At 72.7% G+C, this 23,154-nt stretch carries 18 protein-coding genes; 3 read left to right on the top strand and 15 right to left on the bottom strand.

Annotated features, from left to right (window positions below):
* Positions 1-202 precede the first annotated feature (202 nt).
* Complete coding sequence (locus WMF46_RS05945; protein WP_437550064.1) at positions 203-769, bottom strand: Uma2 family endonuclease; 567 nt, start codon at positions 767-769, stop codon at positions 203-205.
* Between the two features lie 102 nt (positions 770-871).
* Here WMF46_RS05945 and gpmI point away from each other — a divergent pair, with 102 nt between their 5' ends.
* On the top strand, positions 872-2,503 hold the full coding sequence (gene gpmI, locus WMF46_RS05940; protein ID WP_437984705.1) for a 2,3-bisphosphoglycerate-independent phosphoglycerate mutase: 1,632 nt from the start codon (positions 872-874) through the stop codon (positions 2,501-2,503).
* Complete coding sequence (locus WMF46_RS05935) at positions 2,504-3,985, top strand: serine/threonine protein kinase (RefSeq protein ID WP_437984704.1); 1,482 nt, start codon at positions 2,504-2,506, stop codon at positions 3,983-3,985. It abuts the gene before it with no gap.
* 18 nt (positions 3,986-4,003) lie between these two features.
* Here WMF46_RS05935 and WMF46_RS05930 read toward each other — a convergent pair whose 3' ends face one another.
* The 8 genes from WMF46_RS05930 to WMF46_RS05895 form a co-directional block, all read right to left on the bottom strand.
* Entirely contained in the window at positions 4,004-4,519 is a 516-nt protein-coding gene (locus WMF46_RS05930) for a YkgJ family cysteine cluster protein (protein WP_437984703.1), read from the bottom strand.
* Positions 4,471-5,487, bottom strand: coding sequence for a peptidylprolyl isomerase (locus WMF46_RS05925; protein WP_437984702.1), 1,017 nt, complete (start codon positions 5,485-5,487; stop codon positions 4,471-4,473). The genes WMF46_RS05930 and WMF46_RS05925 overlap by 49 nt, the downstream gene beginning before the upstream one ends.
* Before the next feature lie 74 nt (positions 5,488-5,561).
* A complete protein-coding gene (locus WMF46_RS05920; protein WP_437984701.1) occupies positions 5,562-6,314 on the bottom strand; it encodes a ribonuclease HI in 753 nt (250 codons plus the stop codon).
* A gap of 169 nt (positions 6,315-6,483) precedes the next feature.
* Positions 6,484-8,586 carry a DUF4215 domain-containing protein gene (locus WMF46_RS05915; RefSeq protein WP_437984700.1) on the bottom strand — a complete coding sequence of 701 codons (2,103 nt, stop codon included), beginning with the start codon at positions 8,584-8,586 and terminating at the stop codon, positions 6,484-6,486.
* A gap of 313 nt (positions 8,587-8,899) precedes the next feature.
* Complete coding sequence (locus WMF46_RS05910; protein ID WP_437984699.1) at positions 8,900-10,060, bottom strand: glycosyltransferase family 4 protein; 1,161 nt, start codon at positions 10,058-10,060, stop codon at positions 8,900-8,902.
* A gap of 4 nt (positions 10,061-10,064) precedes the next feature.
* Positions 10,065-11,060: an NAD-dependent epimerase/dehydratase family protein gene (locus WMF46_RS05905; RefSeq protein WP_437984698.1), complete on the bottom strand. Its 996-nt coding sequence runs from the start codon at positions 11,058-11,060 to the stop codon at positions 10,065-10,067.
* A gap of 133 nt (positions 11,061-11,193) precedes the next feature.
* A complete protein-coding gene (locus WMF46_RS05900) occupies positions 11,194-12,423 on the bottom strand; it encodes a glycosyltransferase family 4 protein (protein ID WP_437984697.1) in 1,230 nt (409 codons plus the stop codon).
* Positions 12,424-12,683: 260 nt separating this feature from the next.
* Positions 12,684-13,118, bottom strand: a complete 435-nt coding sequence (locus WMF46_RS05895; RefSeq protein ID WP_437984696.1) for a hypothetical protein — start codon at positions 13,116-13,118, stop codon at positions 12,684-12,686.
* A 400-nt stretch (positions 13,119-13,518) separates the two neighbouring features.
* On the opposite strand from WMF46_RS05895, the gene WMF46_RS05890 reads away from it, so the two are divergent.
* Entirely contained in the window at positions 13,519-13,893 is a 375-nt protein-coding gene (locus WMF46_RS05890) for a hypothetical protein (RefSeq protein ID WP_437550045.1), read from the top strand.
* Between the two features lie 51 nt (positions 13,894-13,944).
* Here the strand turns inward: WMF46_RS05890 and WMF46_RS05885 are convergent, their stop codons facing one another.
* The 6 genes from WMF46_RS05885 to WMF46_RS05860 form a co-directional block, all read right to left on the bottom strand.
* A complete protein-coding gene (locus tag WMF46_RS05885) occupies positions 13,945-14,583 on the bottom strand; it encodes a lysophospholipid acyltransferase family protein (RefSeq protein WP_437984695.1) in 639 nt (212 codons plus the stop codon).
* A 150-nt stretch (positions 14,584-14,733) separates the two neighbouring features.
* Entirely contained in the window at positions 14,734-16,182 is a 1,449-nt protein-coding gene (locus WMF46_RS05880; RefSeq protein WP_437984694.1) for a GuaB1 family IMP dehydrogenase-related protein, read from the bottom strand.
* A gap of 126 nt (positions 16,183-16,308) precedes the next feature.
* Complete coding sequence (locus tag WMF46_RS05875; RefSeq protein ID WP_437984693.1) at positions 16,309-17,658, bottom strand: glycosyltransferase; 1,350 nt, start codon at positions 17,656-17,658, stop codon at positions 16,309-16,311.
* 4 nt (positions 17,659-17,662) lie between these two features.
* On the bottom strand, positions 17,663-18,841 hold the full coding sequence (locus WMF46_RS05870) for a glycosyltransferase family 4 protein (protein ID WP_437984692.1): 1,179 nt from the start codon (positions 18,839-18,841) through the stop codon (positions 17,663-17,665).
* The gene (locus WMF46_RS05865) at positions 18,838-21,471 is read right to left on the bottom strand and encodes an MMPL family transporter (protein WP_437984691.1); all 2,634 of its coding nucleotides are present in this window, start codon (positions 21,469-21,471) and stop codon (positions 18,838-18,840) included. Before WMF46_RS05865 ends, WMF46_RS05870 begins: the two co-directional genes overlap by 4 nt.
* Positions 21,472-21,561: 90 nt before the next feature.
* Entirely contained in the window at positions 21,562-23,145 is a 1,584-nt protein-coding gene (locus WMF46_RS05860; protein ID WP_437984690.1) for a glycosyltransferase family 4 protein, read from the bottom strand.
* Positions 23,146-23,154 lie beyond the last annotated feature (9 nt).

Below are 23,154 nucleotides of genomic sequence, written 5' to 3'. Positions count from 1 at the left end.
CTGCTCATGACGAGCGCGAACGGCCGAGTGTCCTCAACACCCATGCAAGCCGCACGCCCCGGCTGCATCCGGCGGACGGTCGTCGCTTCCCCGATCTCGGGGTGACAATCACGATAAAGCGGAGCTCACGCACCTCGCCCGGCGCGCGGCTCGACGCGACCGGCGACGGCAGATCCTGCGCTATTCGTGCGCTGTTGCTGCGCTATTCCTGCCAGAGAACGCCGAGCTCGATCTCCACGGCGTCGAACGGCGCCGCGCGCAGGGTGACGTCACCCTCCCACGCGCCCACGCGCGCGAACCGCCCACCGTCGATGCGGTAGACCTCCAGGAGCCGGAGCCGCGGGTCGATCAGCCAGTAGTGCGCAACGAGCTCGCGCGCGTAGATCTCCATCTTGTCGCGGCGGTCGAGCGCCTCGGTGGACGGCGAGATCACCTCGCACACCCAGTCGGGCGCGAGGAAGATCGCCGCGTTCCGCATCGGGATCTGCGGCATCCGGTCGCGGCGCCACGCGGCGATGTCAGGGATCACGATGTCTGGATCGGTGCCGAGGTGCAGCTCGGGCTCGACCAGCAGCGCCCACCGGCCAGGCCCCTTGATGCCCCGACGAAATGGCAGGTACAGCTCGCCCGCGAGCACCGACGTCACGTTGCGGGAGGACACGGAGGGCCGCGGCGTCGCGTGGAGGACGCCGTTCAGGACCTCCGCCACCTGATTCGGCGGCGTGTCAAGCACATCCTGGTACGTGGCGCGACGGGCGCAGTCAGACATGGTCGGATGTTAGCATGCACGCCGCGCGCGGCGGCTCGCCCGGCGAAAATCCGTGAGCAGCCCCCCTCCGATCGCCGCGGGTTCGTTGTAGATTCCGCCGCCATGAGCGAAGCAGCCCCCTCCCCCACGCAACGCCCCCGTCCGCTCGTCCTCTGCATCCTCGATGGATTCGGCGAGCGCGAAGAAAAGGACCAGAACGCGATCGCCCTCGCCGCGATGCCGAACCTCGACGCGATCAAGCGCGACTCCGAGAAGACGCTGATCGGGACGAGCGGCCCGGACGTCGGGCTCCCGGTGGGGCAGATGGGCAACAGCGAGGTCGGCCACCTGAACTTCGGCGCGGGGAGGATCGCGCTGATGGACATCTCGCGCATCGACGTCGCGATCGCCGAGAACAAGCTCGGCTCGAACGAGATCATCGACCGGACGTTCCGGATCGCGCAGGACCGCAAGTGCCGGGTGCACCTCTTCGGGCTCGTCTCCGACGGCGGCGTCCACTCGTCGCTCGACCACTTCCTCGCGCTGATCAAGCTCGCGAAGTTCCACGAGGTGCCCCTCGTCCTGCACGCGTTCCTCGACGGCCGCGACACGCCGCCGAAGAGCGCGTGGGGCTACGTCGAGAAGATCGAGGAGGCGCTCCAGGGCGTCGGCGTCATCGGCACCATCTCGGGCCGGTACTACGCCATGGACCGGGACAAGCGCTGGGACCGCGTCATGAAGGCCTACACCGCGATCGTGCGCGGCGACGCGCCGCGGGCCGACACGGCGTTCGACGCGATCCAGCAGTCGTACGCGGCCGGGAAGACGGACGAGTTCGTCGAGCCCGTCCGCATCGGCGACTATAACGGCATCAAGGGCGACTTCGTGGCCGACTTCGCCTCGCAGGAGCCCCGCTGGGAGTGGCAGGGCGAAGAGGTCGGCCTCTCCGTCAACTTCAGGCCCGACCGGATGCGTGAGATCTCGGCGATGCTCACGCGACGGAACCTGCCGGACGAGGTGCTGGAGCTCCTCTCGGACCGGGGCAAGCCGGTCTTCGCCTTCCAGGAGCACTGTTACAGCGGCATGACCGAGTACGACGCGGCGCTGAAGCTGCCGGTCGCGTTCCCGAAGGACGAGGTGACCGAGTCGTTCCCCGAGGTGATCGCCGGCGCCGGGCTCACGCAGCTCCGGTGCGCGGAGACCGAGAAGTACGCGCACGTCACGTACTTCTTCAACGGCGGCCGCGAGGAGACGTTCCCGGGCGAGGACAGGAAGCTCGTGCCCTCGCCGCGCGACGTCGCCACCTACGACAAGAAGCCGGAGATGAGCGCGGCGGGCGTCGCGAGCGAGGTCGTGGCCGCGATCAAGAGCGGCAAGTACGACTTCATCCTGGTGAACTTCGCGAACCCGGACATGGTCGGGCACACCGGCATCCTCGAGGCCGCCATCCACGCCAACGAGGCGGTCGACAAGGGGCTCGGCGCCATCGGGGACGCCGTGCGCGAGGCCGGCGGCGCGCTGATCATCACCGCGGACCACGGCAACTGCGAGCTGATGAAGGACGAGCACGGCAACCCGCACACCGCCCACACGCTCAACCCGGTGCCGCTCTACTACCTGAACAAGAACGACCCCGGCATCGTGCTCCGGTCCGGCGGCCGCATCTGCGACGTGGCGCCGACGATGCTCGAGATCCTCGGCCTCCCGCAGCCCGCGGCGATGACGGGGCGCACGCTCCGCATCCGACAGCGGTAAGTGGGCGCCGACCAGAGGCAGCTCGGCCCGTACATCCTGCGCGAGGCCGTCTCGTCGCGGGCGCTCACCGTGACGTACCGGGCCGAGCACGCGGGGCTCGGCCGGGCGGCGCTGATCAAGACGCTCAAGCCCACGGTGTCGGCCGCGAGCGCGTTCGCGGCCGGCCTCGAGCGCGAGGCGAAGATCCTCGCGCGCATCCGGCACCCCAACATCATCGACATCCACGACTTCCAGCGCGACGAGGACCGGATATGGCTCGTGCTGGAGCCGCTCTCGGGGCCGACGCTCGCGGCCCTGTGCGCGCGCGCTGGCCGCCTCGACGAGGGCGCCGCGGCGGCCATCGCGCTGGAGATCGCGCGCGGCCTCGGGCACGCGCACGAGCGGGGCGTCGTGCACCGCGAGCTGCGCCCCGAGCGCGTCATCGTCACGCCCGCGGGCGGGGTGAAGATCCTGGAGTTCGCTGCGGCGTCCGACGGCCGGCAACCCTCGCTGCCGGAGCCGTTCGAGGGCAGCGACACGTTCGCGCGGCCCGACTACATGGCGCCGGAGCAGATCCTCGGGGCGGAGCCCGGGCCTCAGGCGGACGTGTTCGCGCTCGGCGTTGTGCTGTTCGAGATGCTCACCGGCGTGCGCCCGTTCGACGAGCCGAAGGCGGGGCTGGAGGATGCCAATCGTACGTCGAACCGCGCGTCCAACCACGCGTCGAACCGCGCGTCGGGCGCGCCCGGCGCGCCGCGTGAGCGCGACGAGGACCGGTGGGCCGAGGGCAGGGCCGTCGCCCACCGGATCCGCAACGCGCCGCCGCAGCCGCTGCGGGGGCTCGTGCCCGACGTGTCGCGCGGCCTGGAGCGCGTGGTGCTCCGGTGCCTCGAGAAAGAGCCGGAGCAGCGCTACGACAGCGGCCGCGCCGTCGCGGACGCCCTGGCCGAGGAGCTCGCGGAGCGCGGCCATCCGCAGCCGCGCGCCCTCATCACGAGGGCCCTCGCGGCGGCCAAGCTCGGCGGCGACGAGCTGCCGCCCGCGCAGGCGCCCTCCGCGCGCCCCGCCGCCGAGCAGCGCAGCGCGCCGTCGCTCGCGCCCGACGTGGGCCGGCTCGTCGGCATCTTGGCCCTGGTCGTCGCGGGCGGCGCGCTCATCGAGCTCAGCCTCCGCCAGCACGACGCCGCGGAGCCGCCCAGCGCCGAGGTCAGGCAGCCCGGCGGGCGCTCGGAGGAGCGCGGCTACCTGAAGGTCCTCGCCAGGCCGTGGGCGGAGGTCGTCATCGATGGGGAGCTCATCGACGTGACGCCGATGGCGCGGGCGATCCCGCTCCAGGCCGGGCGGCACTACGTCACGTTCCGGCACCCGAACGCGCCCGAGGAGAAGCGCACGATCACCGTCTCCGAGGGGCAGACCGTCACGCTCGACGTGAGCATGCGGATCGATCGCGGCGCGATCGACGCGGGCGCGCCGCCGGTTCCGGACAGGGACGCGTCGCCCTGACGGCGACGCCGGCCGCACCTACACGGCGCCGCCCGCCTCCCCCGCGCCGTTTGAGCCCCCCGCGTCTCCCTCGCCGCTCGCGCCGCCCGCGCGGCGGCGGAGCGCCTCGAGCGCGAGGAGCGGCCGCTCCCGCTTCTCGTGAAGCTCGCCGAGGCACTGGCCGCTGCCGCGCTCGAGCGCGCGGCAGCAGTCGGGCCGCACCTCGTAGATCGAGCACAGGAAGCGGCCGTGCTCCGCGTCCAGCGTGAGCGCGGCGCAGCGGCCGTCCTCGATGCGCATGTAGCAGCGGTTGCCGATGAAGCGCGTGAACCCCCGCGCGCGATCGTCCATGCGATCGTGGTCGCAGCCGAAGACCCGGACGTACTCCGGCAGGGCCGAGAAGCAGCAGGTGCCGCACGCGGTGCACTCGGGGACGACCGCATCTCCCCCGCCGCGCGCGCCGCCCGCGCGCGCCGCGCCCGTCGCGCCCCGCTCGCCCTTGCGCGTCAGAGCCGGACCTCCACGTGCGTCCCGCGCTTCAGGTCGTCGAGCCACTTCTGCTTGGCCTTCGTCATGATCTCCGCCTGCAGCCGCTGGAGGACCTCCGGGCGAGCCGCCTCGAGCGTCGTGAAGCGGGACGGCTGGCGGCTCAGGAGCTTCATGACCACGAACGCGTCGCCCGCGCGCATCGGCCCGGTCACGCCGCCCGGCTCGATCGCCATCAGCGCGGCCTCGAGCTCCGGGGCCATCACCTCGCGCTGGCCGGTCACCGCGGCCTGCGTCCCCTGCGGCGCGCGGACCCCGAGGTCGCCGCCCTCGTCGCGGGTCGCGGAGTCGTCCGAGAACTGCCCCGCGAGCGCCGCGAAATCCTCGCCGCCGCGCGCGCGCTCCGCGAGCGCCGCGGCGAGCGCGCGGCGCTCCTCGACCGCCTCGGCGCTCGATCCGGGCAGGACGCGCAGGACGATCCACGCCGGGTGGTAGTCGCGCCGCCGGCGCTCCTCGCGCACCAGCCGATCGAAGGCCGACCGCACGTCCTGCTCGGTGATGCGCACGCGGCCCTTCACCCGGAGCTGCAGCATCTTGCCCTCGAGGATCTGCCGGCGGATCTCGTCGCGGTACTCCTGCTCGGTGAGCCCCGAGCTCGCCCGCGCCGTCCGGAACAGCTCCTCGACCGTCATCTGCTCCGCGGCCGCGATGTTCCGGAAGGCGTTCTCGATCTCCTCGGAGGTCACGCGGACATTGGCCTTCTCGGCGGCCTGGCCCTCGAGCTCCTCGTCCACCATCTTCTGGAGGAGATCGCGGAAGACCTGCGACTCGGCCGCCGCCTGCTGCGCGCCCGGCGGGACCCTGGCCTGGATCTGCAGCAGGAAGGGGCGAGCCCGCTGCCGCAGATCCGAGAGCAGGATGGCGCGATCGCCGACGACGGCGACGATCCGCTCGCTCACGACCGCGTGGGCGAGCGGCGAGGCGAAGGCGGCGGCGGCGACGAGCCCGGCGAGGGCGAGGCGGAGCGGAACACGCATCGCGCGGCTCTACCACCGGGCCCCAGGCGGTTCCACGCGTTTCCGGCCCCGCGCGGGCGGGGGTTGCCCCGGACTCAGCCGGAGCCGGGGTACACCGTCCGACGGGAGGCGCGCTCGCGGACGGCCTCGCGCGCGAGCGCGTCGGCGCGCTCGTTGAGCAGCACGCCGGCGTGCCCCGGCACATACACGAGGCGCGCGCGCGGCCGCTCGGCGAGCGCGCCGCGCAGCGAGGCGATGAGCTCGGCGTTCGCCTTCGCCTTCCACCCCTTCTGGAGCACGCCGATCGAGTACTGGCTGTCCGTGTGGATGACGATGGGCCGCCCCGGCTCGTCCACCTCCTCGAGCGAGCGGAGGATGGCCGTCAGCTCGGCGATGTTGTTGGTCGCGGTGCCGAGGAACTCGCTGCGCTCGATCCGCCGGCCGCCGTCGATGACCACCACGCCGAGCCCCGCGGGCCCCGGGTTCCCCGAGCACGCGCCGTCCGCGTAGACGATGACAGCCCCTTCCGGGACGGGCGCCGCGCCGGCCTCCCCCCGCGCCGGCGCCTTGCGCTGCGCGCGCCCGGCCGGCGCTGGGGCGGCCGCGCCCCCCTCGGGCTGCTCGCCGGCGCGCGCCTTCACGACCGCCTCCGCAGGCCCACAGGTGTCGTCGGGCAACACCTTCGGGTCGAGCACGGTCAGGTTGTCGGCGCGCGCCTTGTACCTGCGGCCGTCGTGCGGCTTGTAGCGGATCTCGACGCCGCCGCCCTCCTCCGCGACCAGGGCGCCGGCGGCGTCGGCGCGAGCATAGACGGTTTGACCTCGAAGCGATGCGCGGACCCAGGGCACGAGCGCACCCTGGCATGGATCGAAGGCCGCCGGTACGGGAGACCACGCCAGGCGAGCACGGCCGATCGGGCCGGCCGGGCGCGGCCGCGCCTGCCCTCGTCGCAGCCCTCGCGGCGCGCAGGGCGGACAGCGTGGCTGGCGGCGCGCGCGCGGCCGCGCCGCCCTGCGATCACGGGTCGATGCAGAGCGCGAGGGACCACGCGGTCAGCGTACCGGAGTCGGACCCGGCGTCGTCCCCGACCCGGAGCGTCCACGTGCCGTTCGCCGGCCCCGAGAGGAAGGCCGCGAACGACGACTCCGGGCGGAAGCAGCCGCGAAACGGCGCCATCGCCCCCGTGACCGCGCTCGCGCAGCCCATGTCGAAGACGGTCCTCCGGTAGTTGTCGCCGGAGCCGCCGTTGTCGCTCGACACATCGACCGTCGCGCCAGCCGGAGAGGTGAGCGAGATATCGAGATCTCCGTCGAACGAATGCGCGATATCGAGCTCGAGCGTCACGCGCCGGATCGCGCCCCTCGAGACGACAGGGAGGACGCTGGCAGCGACGGCGCGATCCGTGACGGTCTTGGGGATGTCCGTGGACGACTGCACCCACAGCACCTGCCCGGGCGAGCACGCGCTGACGGCATCGTCGCAGCCGAGCGCGCAGTCCGGGTCGGCGCAGTCCGTCTCGCCGTCGAGGTCATCGTCCGCCGCGTCGCCGCAGTTGCGCTCCTTGGAGTACGTGCACACGCTCGGCGTGCCCCGGCAGGTGTACCGCGCTTCCACGACGCAGCCCGCGCTGCAGCCGTCGCCGCTCGACGTGTTGGCGTCGTCGCAGCCCTCGACGCCGTCCCGCACGAAGCCGTCGCCGCACCTCGCGGCGCGGCAGGTGATAGGACAGCCGTCGGCGCTGTCGGCGTCGCCGTCGTCGCACTCCTCGCCGGCCTGGATCGCGCCGTCGCCGCAGCCGTCGAGCAGGCACCCTGGGCTGCACCCGTCGCCCGCGCTCCGGTTCCCGTCGTCACACGCCTCGACGCCGGCGCGGACGAACCCGTCCCCACACACGGCGCGCGCGCAGCCCGTCGGGCAGGCGTCGGTGTTGCTCGCGTTTCCGTCGTCGCACGCCTCGACGCCGGCGCGGACGAACCCGTCCCCGCACGAGGCGGCGACGCACGTGGTGAGGCACGCGTCCGTGCTGCTCGTATTGCCGTCATCACACGCCTCCGCGGCGGCGTTGACCACGCCGTCGCCGCAGACCGGCGCGGCGCAGGTGCCTGCGGCGCTGCACACGTGGCTCAGGCAATCGCGCCCGACGGCGCAGCGCATTCCGGCGGCGCACCCGACGCACGCGGGGCCGCCGCAGTCGATATCGGTCTCCGCCCCGTTCCGGGCGATGTCGGTGCACGACGGGAGGCACGTCGTCCCTGAACAGCGGCCGCCCAGGCAGTCGCCGTCCGCGGCGCACGCCTTGCCGGTGGCGCAAGGCGAGCACGCCGGTCCGCCGCAGTCGACGTCGGTCTCCGGCCCGTTCGTCGCGCCGTCGGCGCACGACGACGCTCGGCACCTGCCGTCCGCGCAGATCCCGCTCCGGCAGTCCGCGCCGGCGAGGCAGGCCTCGAGATCCGCGCACGGCACGCACTCCGAGCCGCCGCAGTCGACGCCGGTCTCGGCGCCGTTCATCGCGCCATCGCCGCAATCGGGCGCGACACAGCTGTTCTCGACGCAGATGTTGCTCAGGCAATCGCCAGCGACGAGACACTCGACACAAGCGCCGTTCCCATCGCAATAGCGCGCTCCGATCGCGTCGGGTCCGCCGCACTCCGTGGTCGCCGGCGCCGGAAGGTTCTTCGGCGCCCCGGCGACGCACACGTCGGCCGAGCACGGGTCTCCGTCGGAGAAGGCGTCTTGGTCGTCGTCGAGCTCGATCACGGCGCCATGCCCATCGCAAACGCGCGCCTTGCAGTCGCCCAGCACCTGATCGCCCACGGGCTTTCCCCGCGGCGCGTCGTCGAGGGCGCATCGGCCGCCTTCGCAGGTGCGCAGCTGACACGCGCCGTCGACCCCGGGGCAGTCCGCGGCCGTGACGCAAGGCGCTCCGTCCCCTCCGCCCCCGCCGTGCTCGCCGCCTCCGCCGTTCCCGCCGCTCCCGCCGTTCCCGCCGCCGGCGGCCTCCGGCCCCGGCGCCTGCCGGGGACGATCGCAGTCGACCGCGGTCAAAGCAGCAGCGATGACGAGCGGCGACAGAACCTTCGTGAACGGAGCGCTTCTGAAGAGGTCCGCTCGCACTGACACCTCGATTCCTCCGCTTCTGGCGGGAACGGCGACGTCCCTTCAAGGCTCGATCCGAGCCTGACGGACGCGCAGGCGGTCGATCATCGGCGCACTAGACTGATATGGAATCGAGAGGACGCCAGCAGCCAAACGGATCGGGAGAGCCCCTATCGCCACGCGCGGCGCTCGCAGCGCGCCGGGCCCTCGACCGCGCCATGGCGGCGGGCAGCTCGCCGCCGCGTACGCCTACCGGCCGCCGCATGAGCTCCCACCGGACTCGATCCATGCAGGCGTAGGCGGTGGGCGAGTTTCCCGACGCCGTACGGCGCGCGGTCTACGGCCCCGCGCAGCCGTGATGTTCGTCCCGGGGCTCGGGACGCGAAGAGTTGGCCGTTGCGAGCTGCGCATACAGCGCGGCGTACTCCGCCATGATCGTCCTGCTCGCATAGCGGCGCACGGCGCGCCGGCGCGCGGCCTCGCCGAGCTGCGCCCGCAGGGAAAGGTCGTCGCGCAGGGATCGGAGCGCGCCCCGCAGCGCGTCCTCGTCTCTCGGCGCCACCAGGAGGGCCACCCGACGGCCCTCGCCCTGGATCACCTCCGGCACCGCGCCGACCGGCGTGACGACACAGGGCAGGCCGCTGGCCATGGCCTCCAGCAACGCGTTGGGCAGCCCCTCGCCATGGCTCGGTAGGCAGAAGACGTCCGCGTCGCGGTAGACAGCGGGCATCGCGTCTTCGGGCACCTCACCGAGCAGGCTCAGGCGGCCTTGCCGATCGAGCTCCGCGAGCGCCTCGTCGAGGCGGCGGGACGGGCCGGCAGCGCCGCTTGCGTCGCGAGGCCCCGCCAGCGCGAGGGTCAGGCCCTCGACCGCCAGCACGGCCCGCGCGAGCTCCAGGACCCCCTTCTGCGGCGTGACGAGCCCCGCGAAGAGCACCCGCAGCGGCTGGCCGGGCGAGCGCGGCGCGGCAGCGGGGTGGAAGCCGCCGGTGTCGACCGGGTTGGCGATCCGGAGGACGCGGCCGCCTGGAACCAGGGCCTGCACGTAACACCGCAGCTCCTCCGAGAGCGTGATGACGGCTGCGGCGCGGCCCAGCACGGCGCGCACGGCCTGCCGAGCCGGCCACGGCAGGGCCCGATGCCAGGCGATGATCTGCGGCGACAGGCGCAGGTGGAGCACGGCCGGCACCCCCGCGCGACGGCACAGCTCCACCGCGAGGCCGTCGCGCGCGGTCGCCCAGAACAGGGTGGTGCACAGATGAACGACATCCGGCCGGCGTCGCGCGAGCAGCCGGTGGAGCGCAGCCAGCGCCTCGCCCGCGCGGACCACGCGCGCGGGACGGAGCCTGCTCGTCGGATCGGTCGAGGCGCCTCGGGGCGAGGTGTCGATGACGTCCGCCTCGATGCCCGCCTCTGCCGCCGCGTCGAGGTAGTTCCGCATCCACCGCGTGATTCCGCCGGCGGGCGGCGGCAGGGGGCCCCAGAGCGCGACGCGCATGTCCCTAGAAGCGCGCGTCGGCCTCGATCTGGGCCCAGCGCTCGCGGAACCACGCCACGGTGCGCGCGAGCCCCTCGCGCAGGCCCGTCTGCGCCTCGAAGCCAAGGAGTCGACGGGCCTTGTCGGTGGACGCGACCCGACGGCGCTGCGTATCCCACGCCCGGCGCTCGACGAACCGGACGCCGGCGCGGTTGCCCGTCAACTCGTTGATGGCTCTCGCGACGTCGAGGATGGCGATCTCCTCGCCCGACGCCAGGTTGAACGCCTCGCCCGAGGCGGACGCCGCGGTGCCCGCGCGGAGAAATCCATCGACGATGTCACCCACGTAGGTGAACGAGCGGGTCTCCTCTCCCGTCCCGGTGATCGGCAGCGCCTCGCCGCGCAGGGCCCAGTAGACGAAGTTGGGGATCACATTGCGGTATCGGCCAGGGACCTCGCCCGGACCATACGAGTTGAAGGGGCGGATCCGCACGGTGCTCAGCCCGTCGTGGCCGGCCGGATGACAGCAGAAATAATTGCAATAGAGCTCGCCGAGCAGCTTGGTGGCCTGGTAAGGCGTGTGGACATCGAGCGCGAGGTGCTCCTCGTGGACGGGCCGCGGCGGGTCGCTGCCGTAGGGCGCGCACCCGGACGAGGCGAAGACGACGCGCTGCGCCCCGCTGCGCCGCGCGTGCTGCAGCACCCGCAATGTGCCAAGGCCGTTGACCTCGAGATCGCGCTCCGGGTTGTCCACCGAGTTCTGGTTCGCGAACAGCGCGGCGAGGTGGAAGACATGCGACGGCTGCTCCCGGAACACCGCCGCGAGCAAGCCGTCATCAACGACGCTCCCCTCCACGAAGCGCACGTTGCGCCGCGCCGGGACGCCCCAGCGGGAAGAGGAGGAGAGGTCGTCCACCACGATCACCTCCGCGCCCGCGTCGGCCAGGGCCGCCGTGAGCGAGCCGCCGATCGCGCCCGCCCCACCGGTCACGATGATCCGCCGGTCCTTGTAATTCTGCATGGTCCCCACCGCTGTGCCTGTCGTCTCGCAAATGGAACGATGCCCACCGCAATGCCCCGGTGCATTGCGTCCTTCGGTACCCCTCAGCCCCGCGCCGGCGCGCCAGCTCACGAAAAAGGGCGCGCCAGCTTCTTCACGACGGTGCTTCACCCGCTGCGCGCGCGAAGATCTCCTCATAACGACGCACGAGCGGCTCGCGCGTGAACCAGCGAAGGAAATAGAGCCGGCCGGCCTCCCCCATCGCGCGCCGCGCTTGCGGCGTCATGCCGTGAAACCGCCGCACGGCGTCCGCGAGCGCCGCCGGGTCCTCGGGCTCGCAGGCGAGCCCCGCCCCGCTGCTCCGCACCAGATCGGCTGGATCCCCGCCCGCCGCGACGAGCACCGGCCTGGCCGCGGCCATGTAGGCCGGGATCTTCGAGGGGATCGTGATCTCGAAGCGCGGATCGCGCCGGAGGTGCGAGAGCGCCACATCGGCCAGCGCGAAGAAATGCGGCATGCGCTCATGGGGTTGCTGGCCGATGAAGACGACGTTCGAGAGGGCCCGCGCCGCAGCTTCGCGCCGGAGCCTGAGCGCGTCGTTCCCGTCCCCGACCATCACGAACCGCACGTCGGTGAGGTCGCGCAACCGCTCGGCCGCGTCGAGCACGCTGGAGAGGGCCTGAGCAGGGCCCATGTTGCCGGCGAAGAGGACGACGAACCGCCCTGACAGCCCGTGCTCCGCCGCGAGCTGCGGGTCGGGCTCCACCGGCCTGTAGATCCGATCGTCGGCCCAGTTCGGGATCAGGTGCACCTTGTCTGTCGAGACGCCTTTGCGGGAGAGCTCGCGCTCTAGCCCCGGGCTGATGACGGTGATCGCCGCGGCGCGCCGGAAGAGGGCGCGGTTCACGCGATCGATGCCGGCGAACACGAGCCTGTTGTCGAGCATGCCCGAGGCCGCCGCGGTCTCGGGCCAGAGGTCCTGGACCTCATAGACCCACGGTATCCGGCGGAGCGCGGCGAGCCACGAGGCGGCGATGGCGTGGCCCGGTGGGGGGTTATGGACCCAGGCGACGTCCGCCGGCCCGGAGAGGGCAGTCCCGAGCAGCGCGGTCGAGGCGGCGAAGCTCGCGTAGTTGAGCGTCCGCCGCACGCGCGATCGGCTGTGATCAGGGTAGCTCGGGAGGCGTATCACCCTGCTGCCGCTCGCGTGCTCCACGTCCCAGAGGCGCTGTCGGTACCCTGGATAAGTGCGGCCATGCGGGTAGTTCGGGAACGCGGTCACCACCGTCACCTGGTGCCCGCGCTCGGCCAGCGCCTCTGCGAGCAGATGGGGGCGCGCGACCGGCTCGGGGTGATACCATTGCGACAGGAGGAGAATCTTCACTCACCGCACTTCGATGCACCGGCGCTCGCGGGCATTCACGCGATGCACGGTGGGCGGCGCCGGTATATCGCCGCCGGGTCCGACGGCCGGCGCCCGCCTCGATGGGACGGGCGACGATCACGCCTCGGCACCATTACGAGGGGCGGGGGGCGTCACGGTGATGTCGCTGGCGTCGCGGGTCGCGCCAGACGGCTGCGACTCTCCCGCCGGGAGCGGCTCGAGCAGCGCTGCGAAGATGCACCCCCGGCGGAGCCGCCGCGTCAGTACTCGACGTCCTGCTTGAAGATGAGCTCCGAGGACGGCGACCCGGGATTGGCCGTCTTCTCGAGGCTGATGACGAGCTCGAACCGGGTGAGCGGCACGCTCACGTCCTTGAGCTTGCCGGTGCGGGCATCGGGGTCGAAGGTGAGCGCGCCGATCCGCTGCCAGGGCGAGTCGCTGTCCGGGCGCGCCCAGACGACGTAGGCGGCGCCGCTCGAGTCGAGGCGATCGGGCGGCGGGAGGTCCTTCGCGTTGATGTCGAGGCGGGTCATGGCCGCGTCGAAGTTGACGTCGGCGATGATCACGGCGTCCGCGCCCGGCGCCTTCCCCATGCCCTGCGGCGTGTAGCGCAGCGGGCCGCCGCAGCCCGCCATCAGCGCGCACGCAAACGCCACGACAGCGAGCCGCAGCACCCTGGAAACATGTCCTCTCATCTCGGTAGCTCCTCCTTCGTCTCTCTGCTGCGGGCGAAGACGCCTCGCGAGCCGCCAGCACCGGCTGGCGGCCGAAACAGCTGCGGCATCATAGCCGCTTTCGGCCACGCCGACGGCGCTCGACGCAGCAGGAGGCGGCCTGGCCCGCCGGACGTGCTCGACGCGCCGGAAACCCCGCCGCCTCGCGCGCCCGGCCGGCGAGGCGCCGTCCGCGAGCGCAGTGCACGCCCCCGGCGTCGGGGAACGGCGCGGATCGGACGGATCGCGTGGCGGAGCGCCGCCCATCGACTAAAGTCTCGAAATCGAGATGGATTTGGCACACACACGGCTCGGAGCTCGGGGGGATCGCTGGTCGACCGGGCGGGGAGTCCTCGATGTTCGAACACCGGCGTCCGACGTCGTGACGAGGCGCCTCGAGGGGTACGCGTCGCTCGATCTCATCGAGCCGGCGATCAGGCACCTGGAGACCCTCGTCGAGGCGGGCGTGCACCCGGTCTTGTTCGACGATTTCGAGCTCGGCACCGGCTATGACAGCGACGTCCGGGCCAGGCTCACGGCGTGGCACCTGCGGAACCCCGGCAAGCTGAAGGAGGTCCATATCCTCGTGCGGCCCGGGCTCGTCGCCATGGGCGTCACGGTCGCCAACCTCGCCACGGGCGGCCGCTTCAACGTGTACACCGACCGCTCCGCGTTCGAGTGGGCGCTCGCGGGCGTGCTGACGTCGAGGATCACGTCGGGGCCCGCCTCGTCGGTTCGCGCGCCGTCCCTGCGCTGACGAGCGCCCCCGACCGCGCGGGTAGGCGGCTCGCGCGCCCTCGACCCGAGCTCAGGGGTGCTGCACGGCCCCGTTCGCCGGAGCACCCCTGGCGCCGAGCGTGATCTCGCTCATCCGCTCCGGGTGCTTCCCTTCGATGCCCTCGTAGTGATGGCGGATCGCCGCCATGTCGGCCTCGATGTCGCCCGTCGGGTGGAACACGTGGAGGATCCCGCCCCGCTTGCGGGGGAAATCGAGGTATCCGAGGAGGATCGGGACGCCGGCGCCGAGCGCGACGTAGTAGAAGCCCGTCTTCCAGCGCTTCGTGCGCGAGCGCGTGCCCTCGGGCGCGATGACCAGGATGAGCTCGTCGCGCTCCTTCAGCACGTCGACCACGGCCGCGACGAGGTTGTTCCGGTCGCGGCGGTCGACGGGAACGCCGCCGAGCCACTTGAAGAAGAAGCCGAACGGCGGCTCGAAGAGCGTGTGCTTGCCGAGCCAGGAGAACTCGAGGTCGAGCACGTAGCTGACCGCGAGCGTGAACGGGAAATCCCAGTTCGAGGTGTGGGGCGCCGCGATGATCACCGCCTTCGACGGGAGCTCCGTCATGCCCTCCACGCGCCAGCCGAACACGGACAACCAGGTGCGGCCGACGAACCGGCGAACGGCGCGGCGCGCGGCGGAGAAACGTGGAGCAGGTGCGTTCGACATGGAGGACCTCGACGGTAAGCAGCCGGAGGTTCGTCGCTGCCCGGGTGGAAGTCACGTCACCTTTCCGTCATCCCGCGCTCGATCAACCAACGCCGCTCGATCAACCAACGCCGCTCGATCAAGTAACGCCGCTCGATCAACGCCGCTCGATCAACGCCGTTCGATTCCGTGCGGCTTGCCCTCGCCGTAGCCCGCCAGCGTCTGCACCCCGATGACGGCCTTGTCGTGGAGCTCGTCGAGGTTCGCCGCGCCGGCGTAGGTGCACGCCGACTGCACGCCGGTGATCATCTCGATCAAGATGGCGCCGACGCTCTCGCGCCCCTCGTGGATGTAGATGCGGGACGTCGAGATGCCCTCGCGGAAGAAGGCCTTCTTGGCGCGCTCGAACGCGTCGAGGTCGGCGGTGCGCTCGCTGACCGCGCGGGCGCTCGCCATGCCGTAGTTCTCCTTGTAGAGCAGCCCGTCGCGGTCCTCCATGACGTCGCCCGGGCTCTCGTACGTGCCGGCGAGCGTCGTCCCGACCATGACGCGCGAGGCGCCGGCGGCGAGGTAGAGCGCGACGTCGCGCGGGTGACGGACGCCGCCGTCGGCCCAGACGCGCTTGCCGTGGCGGCGCGCCTCGCGGGCGCACGCGAGCACCGAGGAGAACGTCGGGCGGCCGGCGCCGGTCTGCATGCGCGTCGTGCACATCGCGCCGGGGCCGACGTTCACCTTCACGATGCCGGCGCCCGCCTCGATGAGCGCCCGCGTGCCCTCCGCCGTGCAGACGTTGCCAGCCACGAGCGGGACGGCGTCGCCGACGGCGCCACGCACGGCGCGGATCGCCTCGATCATCCGGCGCTGGTGGCCGTGCGCGGTGTCGAGCACGATCGCAGAGACGCCGATCTCGAGCAGGCGCGCGGCGCTCTGGGCCGCCTGCGCGGAGATCCCGATCGCCGCCGCGACCATGAGCTCGCCGCCGCCGTCGAGCGTCGGCTTGAGCAGCTCGAGCCGCACGGCGTCGTCGCGCGTCAGCACGCCGTGGAGCCGCCCGTCGCCGTCGAGCACGGGGACGGCCTTCACGCGGGCGTCCTCCATCAGCAGGAAGGCCGTCCGGTTCGGCGTGCCAGCCGGGATGGTGATGAGGCGCGACGACATGAGCGCGGACGCGGGCGTGTACTGGTCCCGGTCGCGCAGGTCGGCGTGGGTGACGATGCCCATCGGCCGCCGCTCGTCGTCGACCACGACCACCATGTCGTGCGATCGCTTGCGGATGATGCCGTGCACGTCGCGGAGCGTCGCCCGCGGGGAGACCGAGAGGGGCGTGTCGTAGCGCGGGTCGGCGCGCTTGATGTGGCCGACGATGCGCTCGACCGTGTCGAGATCCATGTCCTGCGGGAGCACGCCGAGGCCGCCGAAGCGGGCCATCGTCTCCGCCATCCGCTTGCCGGTGACCGCGTTCATGTTCGCCGAGACGATCGGGTGCGAGCCGCCAGGGAAGTCCGCCGGGCGCAGGTCGGTCTCGAGGCGGGAGCCGCCGGCGAAGTACCCGGGGGTCAGGAACACGTCTTCGAGGGCGAGCTCCAGGCTCTCGTCATGCTCGGGGTGGAGAAAGCGCATGCACAGCTCCGAGGAAGGGGGATGGCGCCGCGAAGGCGGCGCGGCGCGCGCCAGTCTAGTGCCTGACGGCAGGGCGGGGGTCGGCGCTGGTTGCGCGACGGCCCCCTCCCCGCCGGGCCACCGGGTTCAGGGAGGCTGGCGGGCGCGCCGGGCGGCCGCGTCGGTGATGACGCGGTCCAGGATCTCGGCCACGCTGGCCGCGGCCGCCTCGGACGACAGCTCCGCGGGCGGAGGCACCGGGACCGGCAGCGCGCCCGTCTCCCGGAAGCGCGCGAGGTGGCGCGCGAGCGCGGCGGCGATGCCGTCGATGTCGTCCGGCGCGACGCGCGCATTGTCGCCCCGGTACGAGAGGAGCTCGTCGACCTCCCGGTTCGCCGTCACGCTGACGACGGGCATCCCCGACGCGATGTAGTCGTAGGTCTTGGCCGAGATGCGCAGCACGACATGGGGGCTGAACATCGCGAGCAGCACGTGCGCTCGCCTGAGCTCGCCGAGCACGCCGCGGTGCGGGACCAGGGGGAGCGCCTCGACGTACGGCGTGAGCCCCATGCGCTCGAAGCAGCCGCGGTCGTGCTCGGACATCCGGCCGATCTGCCGGAACACGACGTCGCCGGGCGCGAGCCGCTCGCGGTCGATGAACCGCCGCAGCGCGGCGCCTATCTGGTCGGCGGAGACCTCCTCGCGGATCGTGCCCAGGTGGAGCACGACGAAGCGGCGGGGCGGCTCCGGCTCGGGCGCCTGTGAGTACAGCGCGAGATCGAAGTGGTTGCGTACGAACGACGACTTCGACGAGAGCTCGGGGAAGCGCGCGCGGTAGGCCTCGAGCGCGGCCCGGGTGTTGAAGATCACGTGGTCGGCGCCCTCGATCCAGCGGCGCTCCAGGCGCGGGACGATGGCGCGCCGGGCCCGCTCGGCCAGGCCGGACGGCGGCCCGCTCCCCGTCTCGTGCAGCGAGTACGGGTCGCGCATGTCGAGGACGAGCGGCACGCCGAGCGCCCGCTTCACGTGGAGGCCGACCGGGCAGGCAGAGTACGGCCCGGCGCTCACCACGACGGCCTGCGCGCCGGTGCGGCGGGCCAGGGCCACCGCCGCGCGCGCCCCGCGCGGCGCGTGCGCGATCCAGCGATCGGTGAGCGCCTGGAACGGGCGGAGCCCGACGAGCGGCCCCGCGCGCCCCGCGGGGAGCGGCGCCCGCGCGCGGAGGGCGCGCAGCGCGGCGCCCGCGGCGAGGACGGCCGGATCGAGGTACTCGTCGAAGACCTCGACCTCGGGCGGCAGCGCGGCGAGCAGCCCGTCGTCGCGCGGATCCTCGGGGAAGGTCCCCGACAGGACGGCGACGCGGAAGCCGTGGCGCGGCAGGTGCCGCGCGAGCTTCACCCAGCGGAAGGCGCCGACGCTGGTCTGGGGCGCGAAGGCGGGGGAGATCAGCAGGAAGGGGCGCACGTTCGGTTCTCTCGCGGGCAAGCTGGCGTCCACGACGTCAACCCTCGCCGCGCACCCCGCGCTCGAGCAGGTCCGCGTAGAGCGCGAACAGCGCTTCGAAGTGCTCGTCGCTCGTGGGCAGCCGCTCCCCCGCGGCCCGCGCCGCCGCGACGCGCTCCTCCCGCGGGCGCGCGAGCACCCGCTCGATCGCGGCGGCCACCTCGCCGGGCGAGGCGCGCGGCGCGTACACCTCGGCGGCGCCGGGCTGCACGAAATCCATCGCGGCGCCGGCGGCCGGGACGACGAGCGGCAGGCCCGAGCACAGCGCCTCGCCCAGCACGAAGCCGAACGTCTCGGCGGCGCCCCCGTGGACGAAGACGTCGGCGCTGGCGTGCAGCGCGGCGTAGGTGGCGCGGTCCTTGGCGAAGCCGAGGAAGGTCACCTGCGGAAGGGCGGCCGCGCGGCGCTCGAGCCGCGCCCGCTCGGGCCCGTCGCCCAGCACCGCGAGGGCGACCGGGCGCCGCGCCGCGAGCTCTCTCACCGCGTCGATCACGAGCGCCACCCGCTTCTCGACGGCGAGCCGGCACGCGACGAGGAGCAGCGCGGCCGACGGCTCGTCCGCGAACCGGCCGAGCAGGCTGCGGCGCAGCGCCGCGTCCGCGCGGGCGGGGTCGAAGTCGCCGCGCTTCACGCCGAAGGTGACGCGGTGGACGCGCTCGCAGCCGTGGCTGCGGAGCTGCTCCGCGATGAACGTCCCGGGGGCGATCGTCGCGTCGAACCGCCGCGACAGCGCGCGCGGCCAGGCGAACAGCGCGCCCTCGAGCGCCCGGGCGACCGCGCGCGGGCGCACCCGGTCGAGCAGCGGCGCCGCGTAGGTGCTGATCTGATCCGAGTGGTACACGAACGTGCGGAGCGGGACCTCGCGGGCGCTCGCCGCGACGAGCGCGGCCGTGTACGGCGCGCTCGCCTGCACCACGTCCGGCGCCTCGCGGCGGATGATCGCCCGCGCCGCGCCGAGCCGGAGGAGCGCGTGGTAGGTCGGGTCGTACGGCATCGGTGGGCCGGCCACCCGCACGATGCGGCCCCGCTCGAGCGGGACGACCTCGTCGCGCGGCCCGGGCGCCACGACGACGATCTCGTGGCCGCGCCGGCTCCCCTGGCGCACCAGCTCCTCCAGGTAGGACCGCACGCCGCCCCCGCGGGACGAGAAGAACTCCGCGACGTCGAGGATCTTCACGAGTGGTTGCTCCCGCGCAGGAGGAGGCCGCCCTTCCACGAGCGCCGCATCCGCGCCGAGCGGTTCATGACGTGGAGCAGCGCCGGGAGGAACAGGAGCGCGCACGCGACGCACGCCAGCTCGCCGCTGACCGCGACCCAGCCGAACGAGTTCAGCGCCTGGTTGTCGGCGAAGACGAGCGACCCGTAGCCCAGCACGGTCGTGTAGCTGCAGAGGGCCACGGGGCCGGCCGAGCGCTTGAGCGCGAGCGACACGTCGCCGCCGAGCAGCCGCGCGCGATCGAAGACGTTGAAGGGGTACTCGCAGCCGATGCCGAACGTGATCGGGAGCGCGATGAAGTTCAGGAAGTTGATCTTGACGTCGAGCGCCGCCATGGCAGTGGCCGTCGCGAGCACGCCGAGCACGAGGGACAGGAGGACCGCGAGCGCGCCCGCCATGCTGCCCGTCGCGAGCACCACGACGGCCGTGACCGCGAGGAGCGAGGCCGCCGTCGCCAGCGGGCCGTCGCGCTCCATCGACCGGATCATCTCGGCGAAGACCGTCGGCCTGCTCGCCGTGACGACGTGGGTCCCGTCAGGGAGGACCACGTTGCCTGTCGTGTCGGCCATCCGCAGGAGGTTCCTGCCGTTCGAGAACGAGACGTTGTTCTTGTACTTCACGTAGAACACCGTCCCCACGACGCCGTTGTTCTCCTCGAACCTGCGGCGGATGAGGTCGGGCAGGTCCTTCGGGCCGATGACGCGCAGCGACTCCGGCGGCTTCATGCTGAGGACGCGCTCCCGCTCCTCGGGGCGCAGGGCCTTCAGCACCCGCGGGGTCAGCCGGTCCCGGATGCGCTCCAGGACCTCGATCTTCCGCTGCTGCTCCTCGGCCGTGCCGGGGAGGGCGTCGGCGATCGTCGCGACGTCGGCCACGAGCTGGCCCTGCGGATCCTTCGCGTCGTTCGCCAGGATCTGCGCCTTGATGGCCGGCACCTGCTCGGGGGTGTCCGCGAGCATCATCGCGCCGGCGACGTTCATCTTCCCGCCGAAGACCTCGGACGCCTTGAGCGACCAGCTCCCCGCGCCCTTCTCCCGCGAGCTCTTCGAGCCGAGGCGCGCGAAGTTGTACTCCCAGGGGTCCCGGATGTACGCGGGGAGCTTCCACGCGGCGAGCGCGACGATGACCGGCGCGACAGCGAGGAACGCGAGCGGCCACCGCGACGTCACGCGCGCGAGCGCCCGCGCGCCGGGCCCCGCGGTGCCCTCGTCCGAGACGCGCGGCGCCGGATCGCGCATCCAGGGCGGGAGCCTCGCCTGGATGCGCTCGATCGCGACGAGCGTCGCGGGCACGAGCGGCACGATGGACGCCCACACCATGATCATCCCGACGAAGCCGATCGTGCCGAACTGGCTGAACCCGCGGAAGTGCGTGATCGTGAGCGATCCGTAGGCGATCGCCGCCACGCTCGCCCCGACGAGCTCGGCGCGGAACGCGTTGATGACCGCCTCGCGCCGCGCCTCGTCCGCGGGCATGCCGCGCGCGCGGAAGTCGCGGTACCTCGACAGGAGCACGATCGGGTAGTTGACCCCGTTGCCGACGATGATCGCCCCGAGGAAGGCGCCGACCGTGTTGACGTAGCCGTAGGTCAGGGTCGCGAACGCGTACCCCGCGCTGGCGCCGAGGGCCGTGGGGAGCAGGATCACCAGCAGCGACCAGGGCGAGCGGTAGTAGATCATCACGCCGCCGACGATCAGCACGAGCGCGATGACGGTGGCCCACACCGCCTCGCTCACGAGCGACTTCTGCTCCGCGATGGCGTTCGGGATGTCGCCCGCGTACCCGACCTGCATGGCCGGGTGGAACGCCGCAGGATCGAGGCGCGAGACGAGCGCGGTCACCTGGTCGAAGAGCTCCGCCGCGCGGCGATCGCCCATCCCGGCGCTGCGCGAGACGATGCGGAGCGCGACCATGCGCCCGTCGGGCGTGGCGAAGTAGCCGCTCGGGAACTCGTCGATCTTCTTCAGGCGCCGCTGGAGCTCCTGCCAGGTCTCGTCGAGCGACAGCCCCTTTTTGGCCGGCGCCGGCGCCGCCGCCGCGCCCGCCGCGCCCACGTCGCCGGCATCACCTCCGGGTGCCCCGGGAGCCTCCAGATCCTCGATAAGGCCGCTCCGCAGCGCGAGCTCCAGCTCGATCGCCTCGTCCGCCGCCTCGAGCTCGCGGACGCTCGCGTAGAGCCACTTGTTCGCGTCGAAGAAGCTGCGGACCTCCTTCGTGCCGGACTCCAGGTAGCGGATGAGCGCCGGCGGCCCGCACGCCGCCCGGCAGGCGTCGTCGGCGCACGCGGCGGCGCAGGCCGCGCGCTTCCGGAGCGGCTCGTTCAGCTGCTCCGCGAGCGCGTCGATGAACCGCTCGTTCGCGCCGCGATCCGGCGACTCGGCGATGACGATGAGCTGCGCTCCACCGTCCACGCGCTGGGCCTGCCGCTCGTAGGCCTGGAACGCGGGACTGTCGCGCGGCAAGAGCTCGCGGAGCTCCGTGCGCAGCTCGAGCCGCGACGCGTACCCCCATAGCCCTGCCATGGAGAGGAGGGCGAGCGTGATGACGAGCCAGGGACGGCGCCCGCTGATATCGACGAGCGCACCGATCATCCTGAGGAGCATTCGAAGGACACCTCGAAACCGGGAACACCTCGAAGCGGCCGCGTGCGGGCCGGCTTCGGGCCGGTCTTACCACGCGCGCTAGGCGCAGAACGACGGCTGGATACCCTTGGGCCGCGGCGCCGCCGCGGGGCGCAGGTGGCCGAACGCGAAGAGTCCGCCGGTGAAGCCCATCCAGGTGCGGAAGTGACGGAAAGTCTCCAGCCACTGGAGCGCCTTCGGCCCGTCGACGAGCGGGCGCAGGTTGGATTGCCTCGCGTGCTCGCGCGCGTGCGCGAACGCGTTCGCGAGCATGCGCTGCACGACGAGGGGCGAGGACCGCTCGCGCGCCCGCTGCGCGGCCGCGCTCCCGAGCCGCGCGGCGGCGAGCGGGTCGCGCGTGAGCGCGAGCACGGCCTTGCCGAACGCGGCGTTCGCGCTCTCCTCGGCGATCGACCCGCGGCCCGGGTCGATGAGCAGGCCGTTGTGGCCGCTCTGGATCTGCGAGCTCACGCCCATGCCGTCGGCGAACGCGACCGTCGGGGAGCCGCACCAGAGCGCCTCGCTGAGCACGTTTCCGAACGTCTCGCTCAGCGAGGCGTGCAGGAAGAGGTTCGCGTGCCGGTAGTAGTCCGAGATCTGGCTGTACGGCACCTCGCCCGTGAAGATGACCCGGCGCGCGACGCCCAGCTCGCGCGCGAGCGCCGCGTACGCCGCGCTGTCCGGCCCGTCGCCGACGAGCGTGAGCGTCGCCTGCGGCTCGTGCGGGGCGATGTGCTCGGCGAAGATGCGGATCAGCCGGTGCTGCGACTTCTCCCGGGTGTGGCGGCCCGCGCAGACGAGGCGGGGGCCGCGCGGGTCGAGCCCGCGCTCCTCGAGCAGCTGCACGTAGGGATCGGGGCCGAGCGGGCGCTCGAACACGTCCTCGGGGACCATCCGCGGGATGACGTGGATGGGCACCGTCACGCCCCGTTCGCGCCAGTAATCGCGCAGGCCCTCGCTCAGCACGACGAGGCCGTCTCCCTGGTTGTACAGGTCCACGAAGAGCCGCTCCATCGGCGCGCGGAGCGTCTTGTGGAGCACCGTGTGGACCGCGCCGATCCGGGAGACCCGCTCCGGCAGGAGCACGTCGTACGCGGCCGCGAGGTGCGTCGTGTTCACGCAGAGCAGCGGGACGCCGCGCATCTTGCGCAGCCAGATGCCGAACTCGACGAGCAGGGTCGTGGTCTGCGCAAAGCAGATGTCAAAATCCCACCGCATCGGATCGAGCACCGAGGATCCCACGGGGATCGGCAGGTGCACGCCCGGGTAGGTGCGCAGCGGCAGGCTGGGCAAGGCGACGGTGCCGGGAGGGATCTCGTCGGCCGAGGCATCCGGATCCCGAGGTCCGATCAGTGTTGCCTGGTGACCACAGGTGTTGAGCGCGCGATACAGGGCCCGCGTCTGGAAGACGGCGCCATTCGCGTAAGGAATGCGCGTGAAATCGCTGAGGATGGCGACCTTGAGGGGCCGCCCGTTGGCGCCGGAGAGGGCAGCGAAGGGATTCTCTGGAATGGCCGCTTGCGCCCTGACGGAGGAGAGCCCTCCCCGCGCGGGTCCCGTCGACGGCGTGTTGCGCGCCGGCGCGATCGCCTCGTGCGGCGCGCGATCGCTCCGGTGGTCGCTGAGCGGCAGAATTGCATCCATCGTCATCTT

Origin of the sequence: Sorangium sp. So ce117 (assembly GCF_051524395.1) — a bacterium.
Lineage (GTDB): Bacteria > Myxococcota_A > Polyangia > Polyangiales > Polyangiaceae > Sorangium > Sorangium cellulosum_B.
Note: the sequence above shows the minus strand (reverse complement) of the source record. Positions and strands in the feature narration are given on the sequence as shown.

Excerpts from the sequence above, each read along its gene's own strand:
- WMF46_RS05905 (WP_437984698.1), bottom strand. The coding sequence starts at position 11,060 with ATGCAGAATTACAAGGACCGGCGGATCATCGTGACCGGTGGGGCGGGC.
- WMF46_RS05880 (WP_437984694.1), bottom strand. The coding sequence starts at position 16,182 with ATGCGCTTTCTCCACCCCGAGCATGACGAGAGCCTGGAGCTCGCCCTC.
- WMF46_RS05895 (WP_437984696.1), bottom strand. The coding sequence starts at position 13,118 with ATGAGAGGACATGTTTCCAGGGTGCTGCGGCTCGCTGTCGTGGCGTTT.
- WMF46_RS05945 (WP_437550064.1), bottom strand. The coding sequence starts at position 769 with ATGTCTGACTGCGCCCGTCGCGCCACGTACCAGGATGTGCTTGACACG.
- WMF46_RS05860 (WP_437984690.1), bottom strand. The coding sequence starts at position 23,145 with ATGGATGCAATTCTGCCGCTCAGCGACCACCGGAGCGATCGCGCGCCG.
- WMF46_RS05865 (WP_437984691.1), bottom strand. The coding sequence starts at position 21,471 with ATGATCGGTGCGCTCGTCGATATCAGCGGGCGCCGTCCCTGGCTCGTC.
- gpmI (WP_437984705.1), top strand. The coding sequence starts at position 872 with ATGAGCGAAGCAGCCCCCTCCCCCACGCAACGCCCCCGTCCGCTCGTC.
- WMF46_RS05925 (WP_437984702.1), bottom strand. The coding sequence starts at position 5,487 with ATGCGTGTTCCGCTCCGCCTCGCCCTCGCCGGGCTCGTCGCCGCCGCC.
- WMF46_RS05885 (WP_437984695.1), bottom strand. The coding sequence starts at position 14,583 with ATGTCGAACGCACCTGCTCCACGTTTCTCCGCCGCGCGCCGCGCCGTT.
- WMF46_RS05910 (WP_437984699.1), bottom strand. The coding sequence starts at position 10,060 with ATGCGCGTCGCGCTCTGGGGCCCCCTGCCGCCGCCCGCCGGCGGAATC.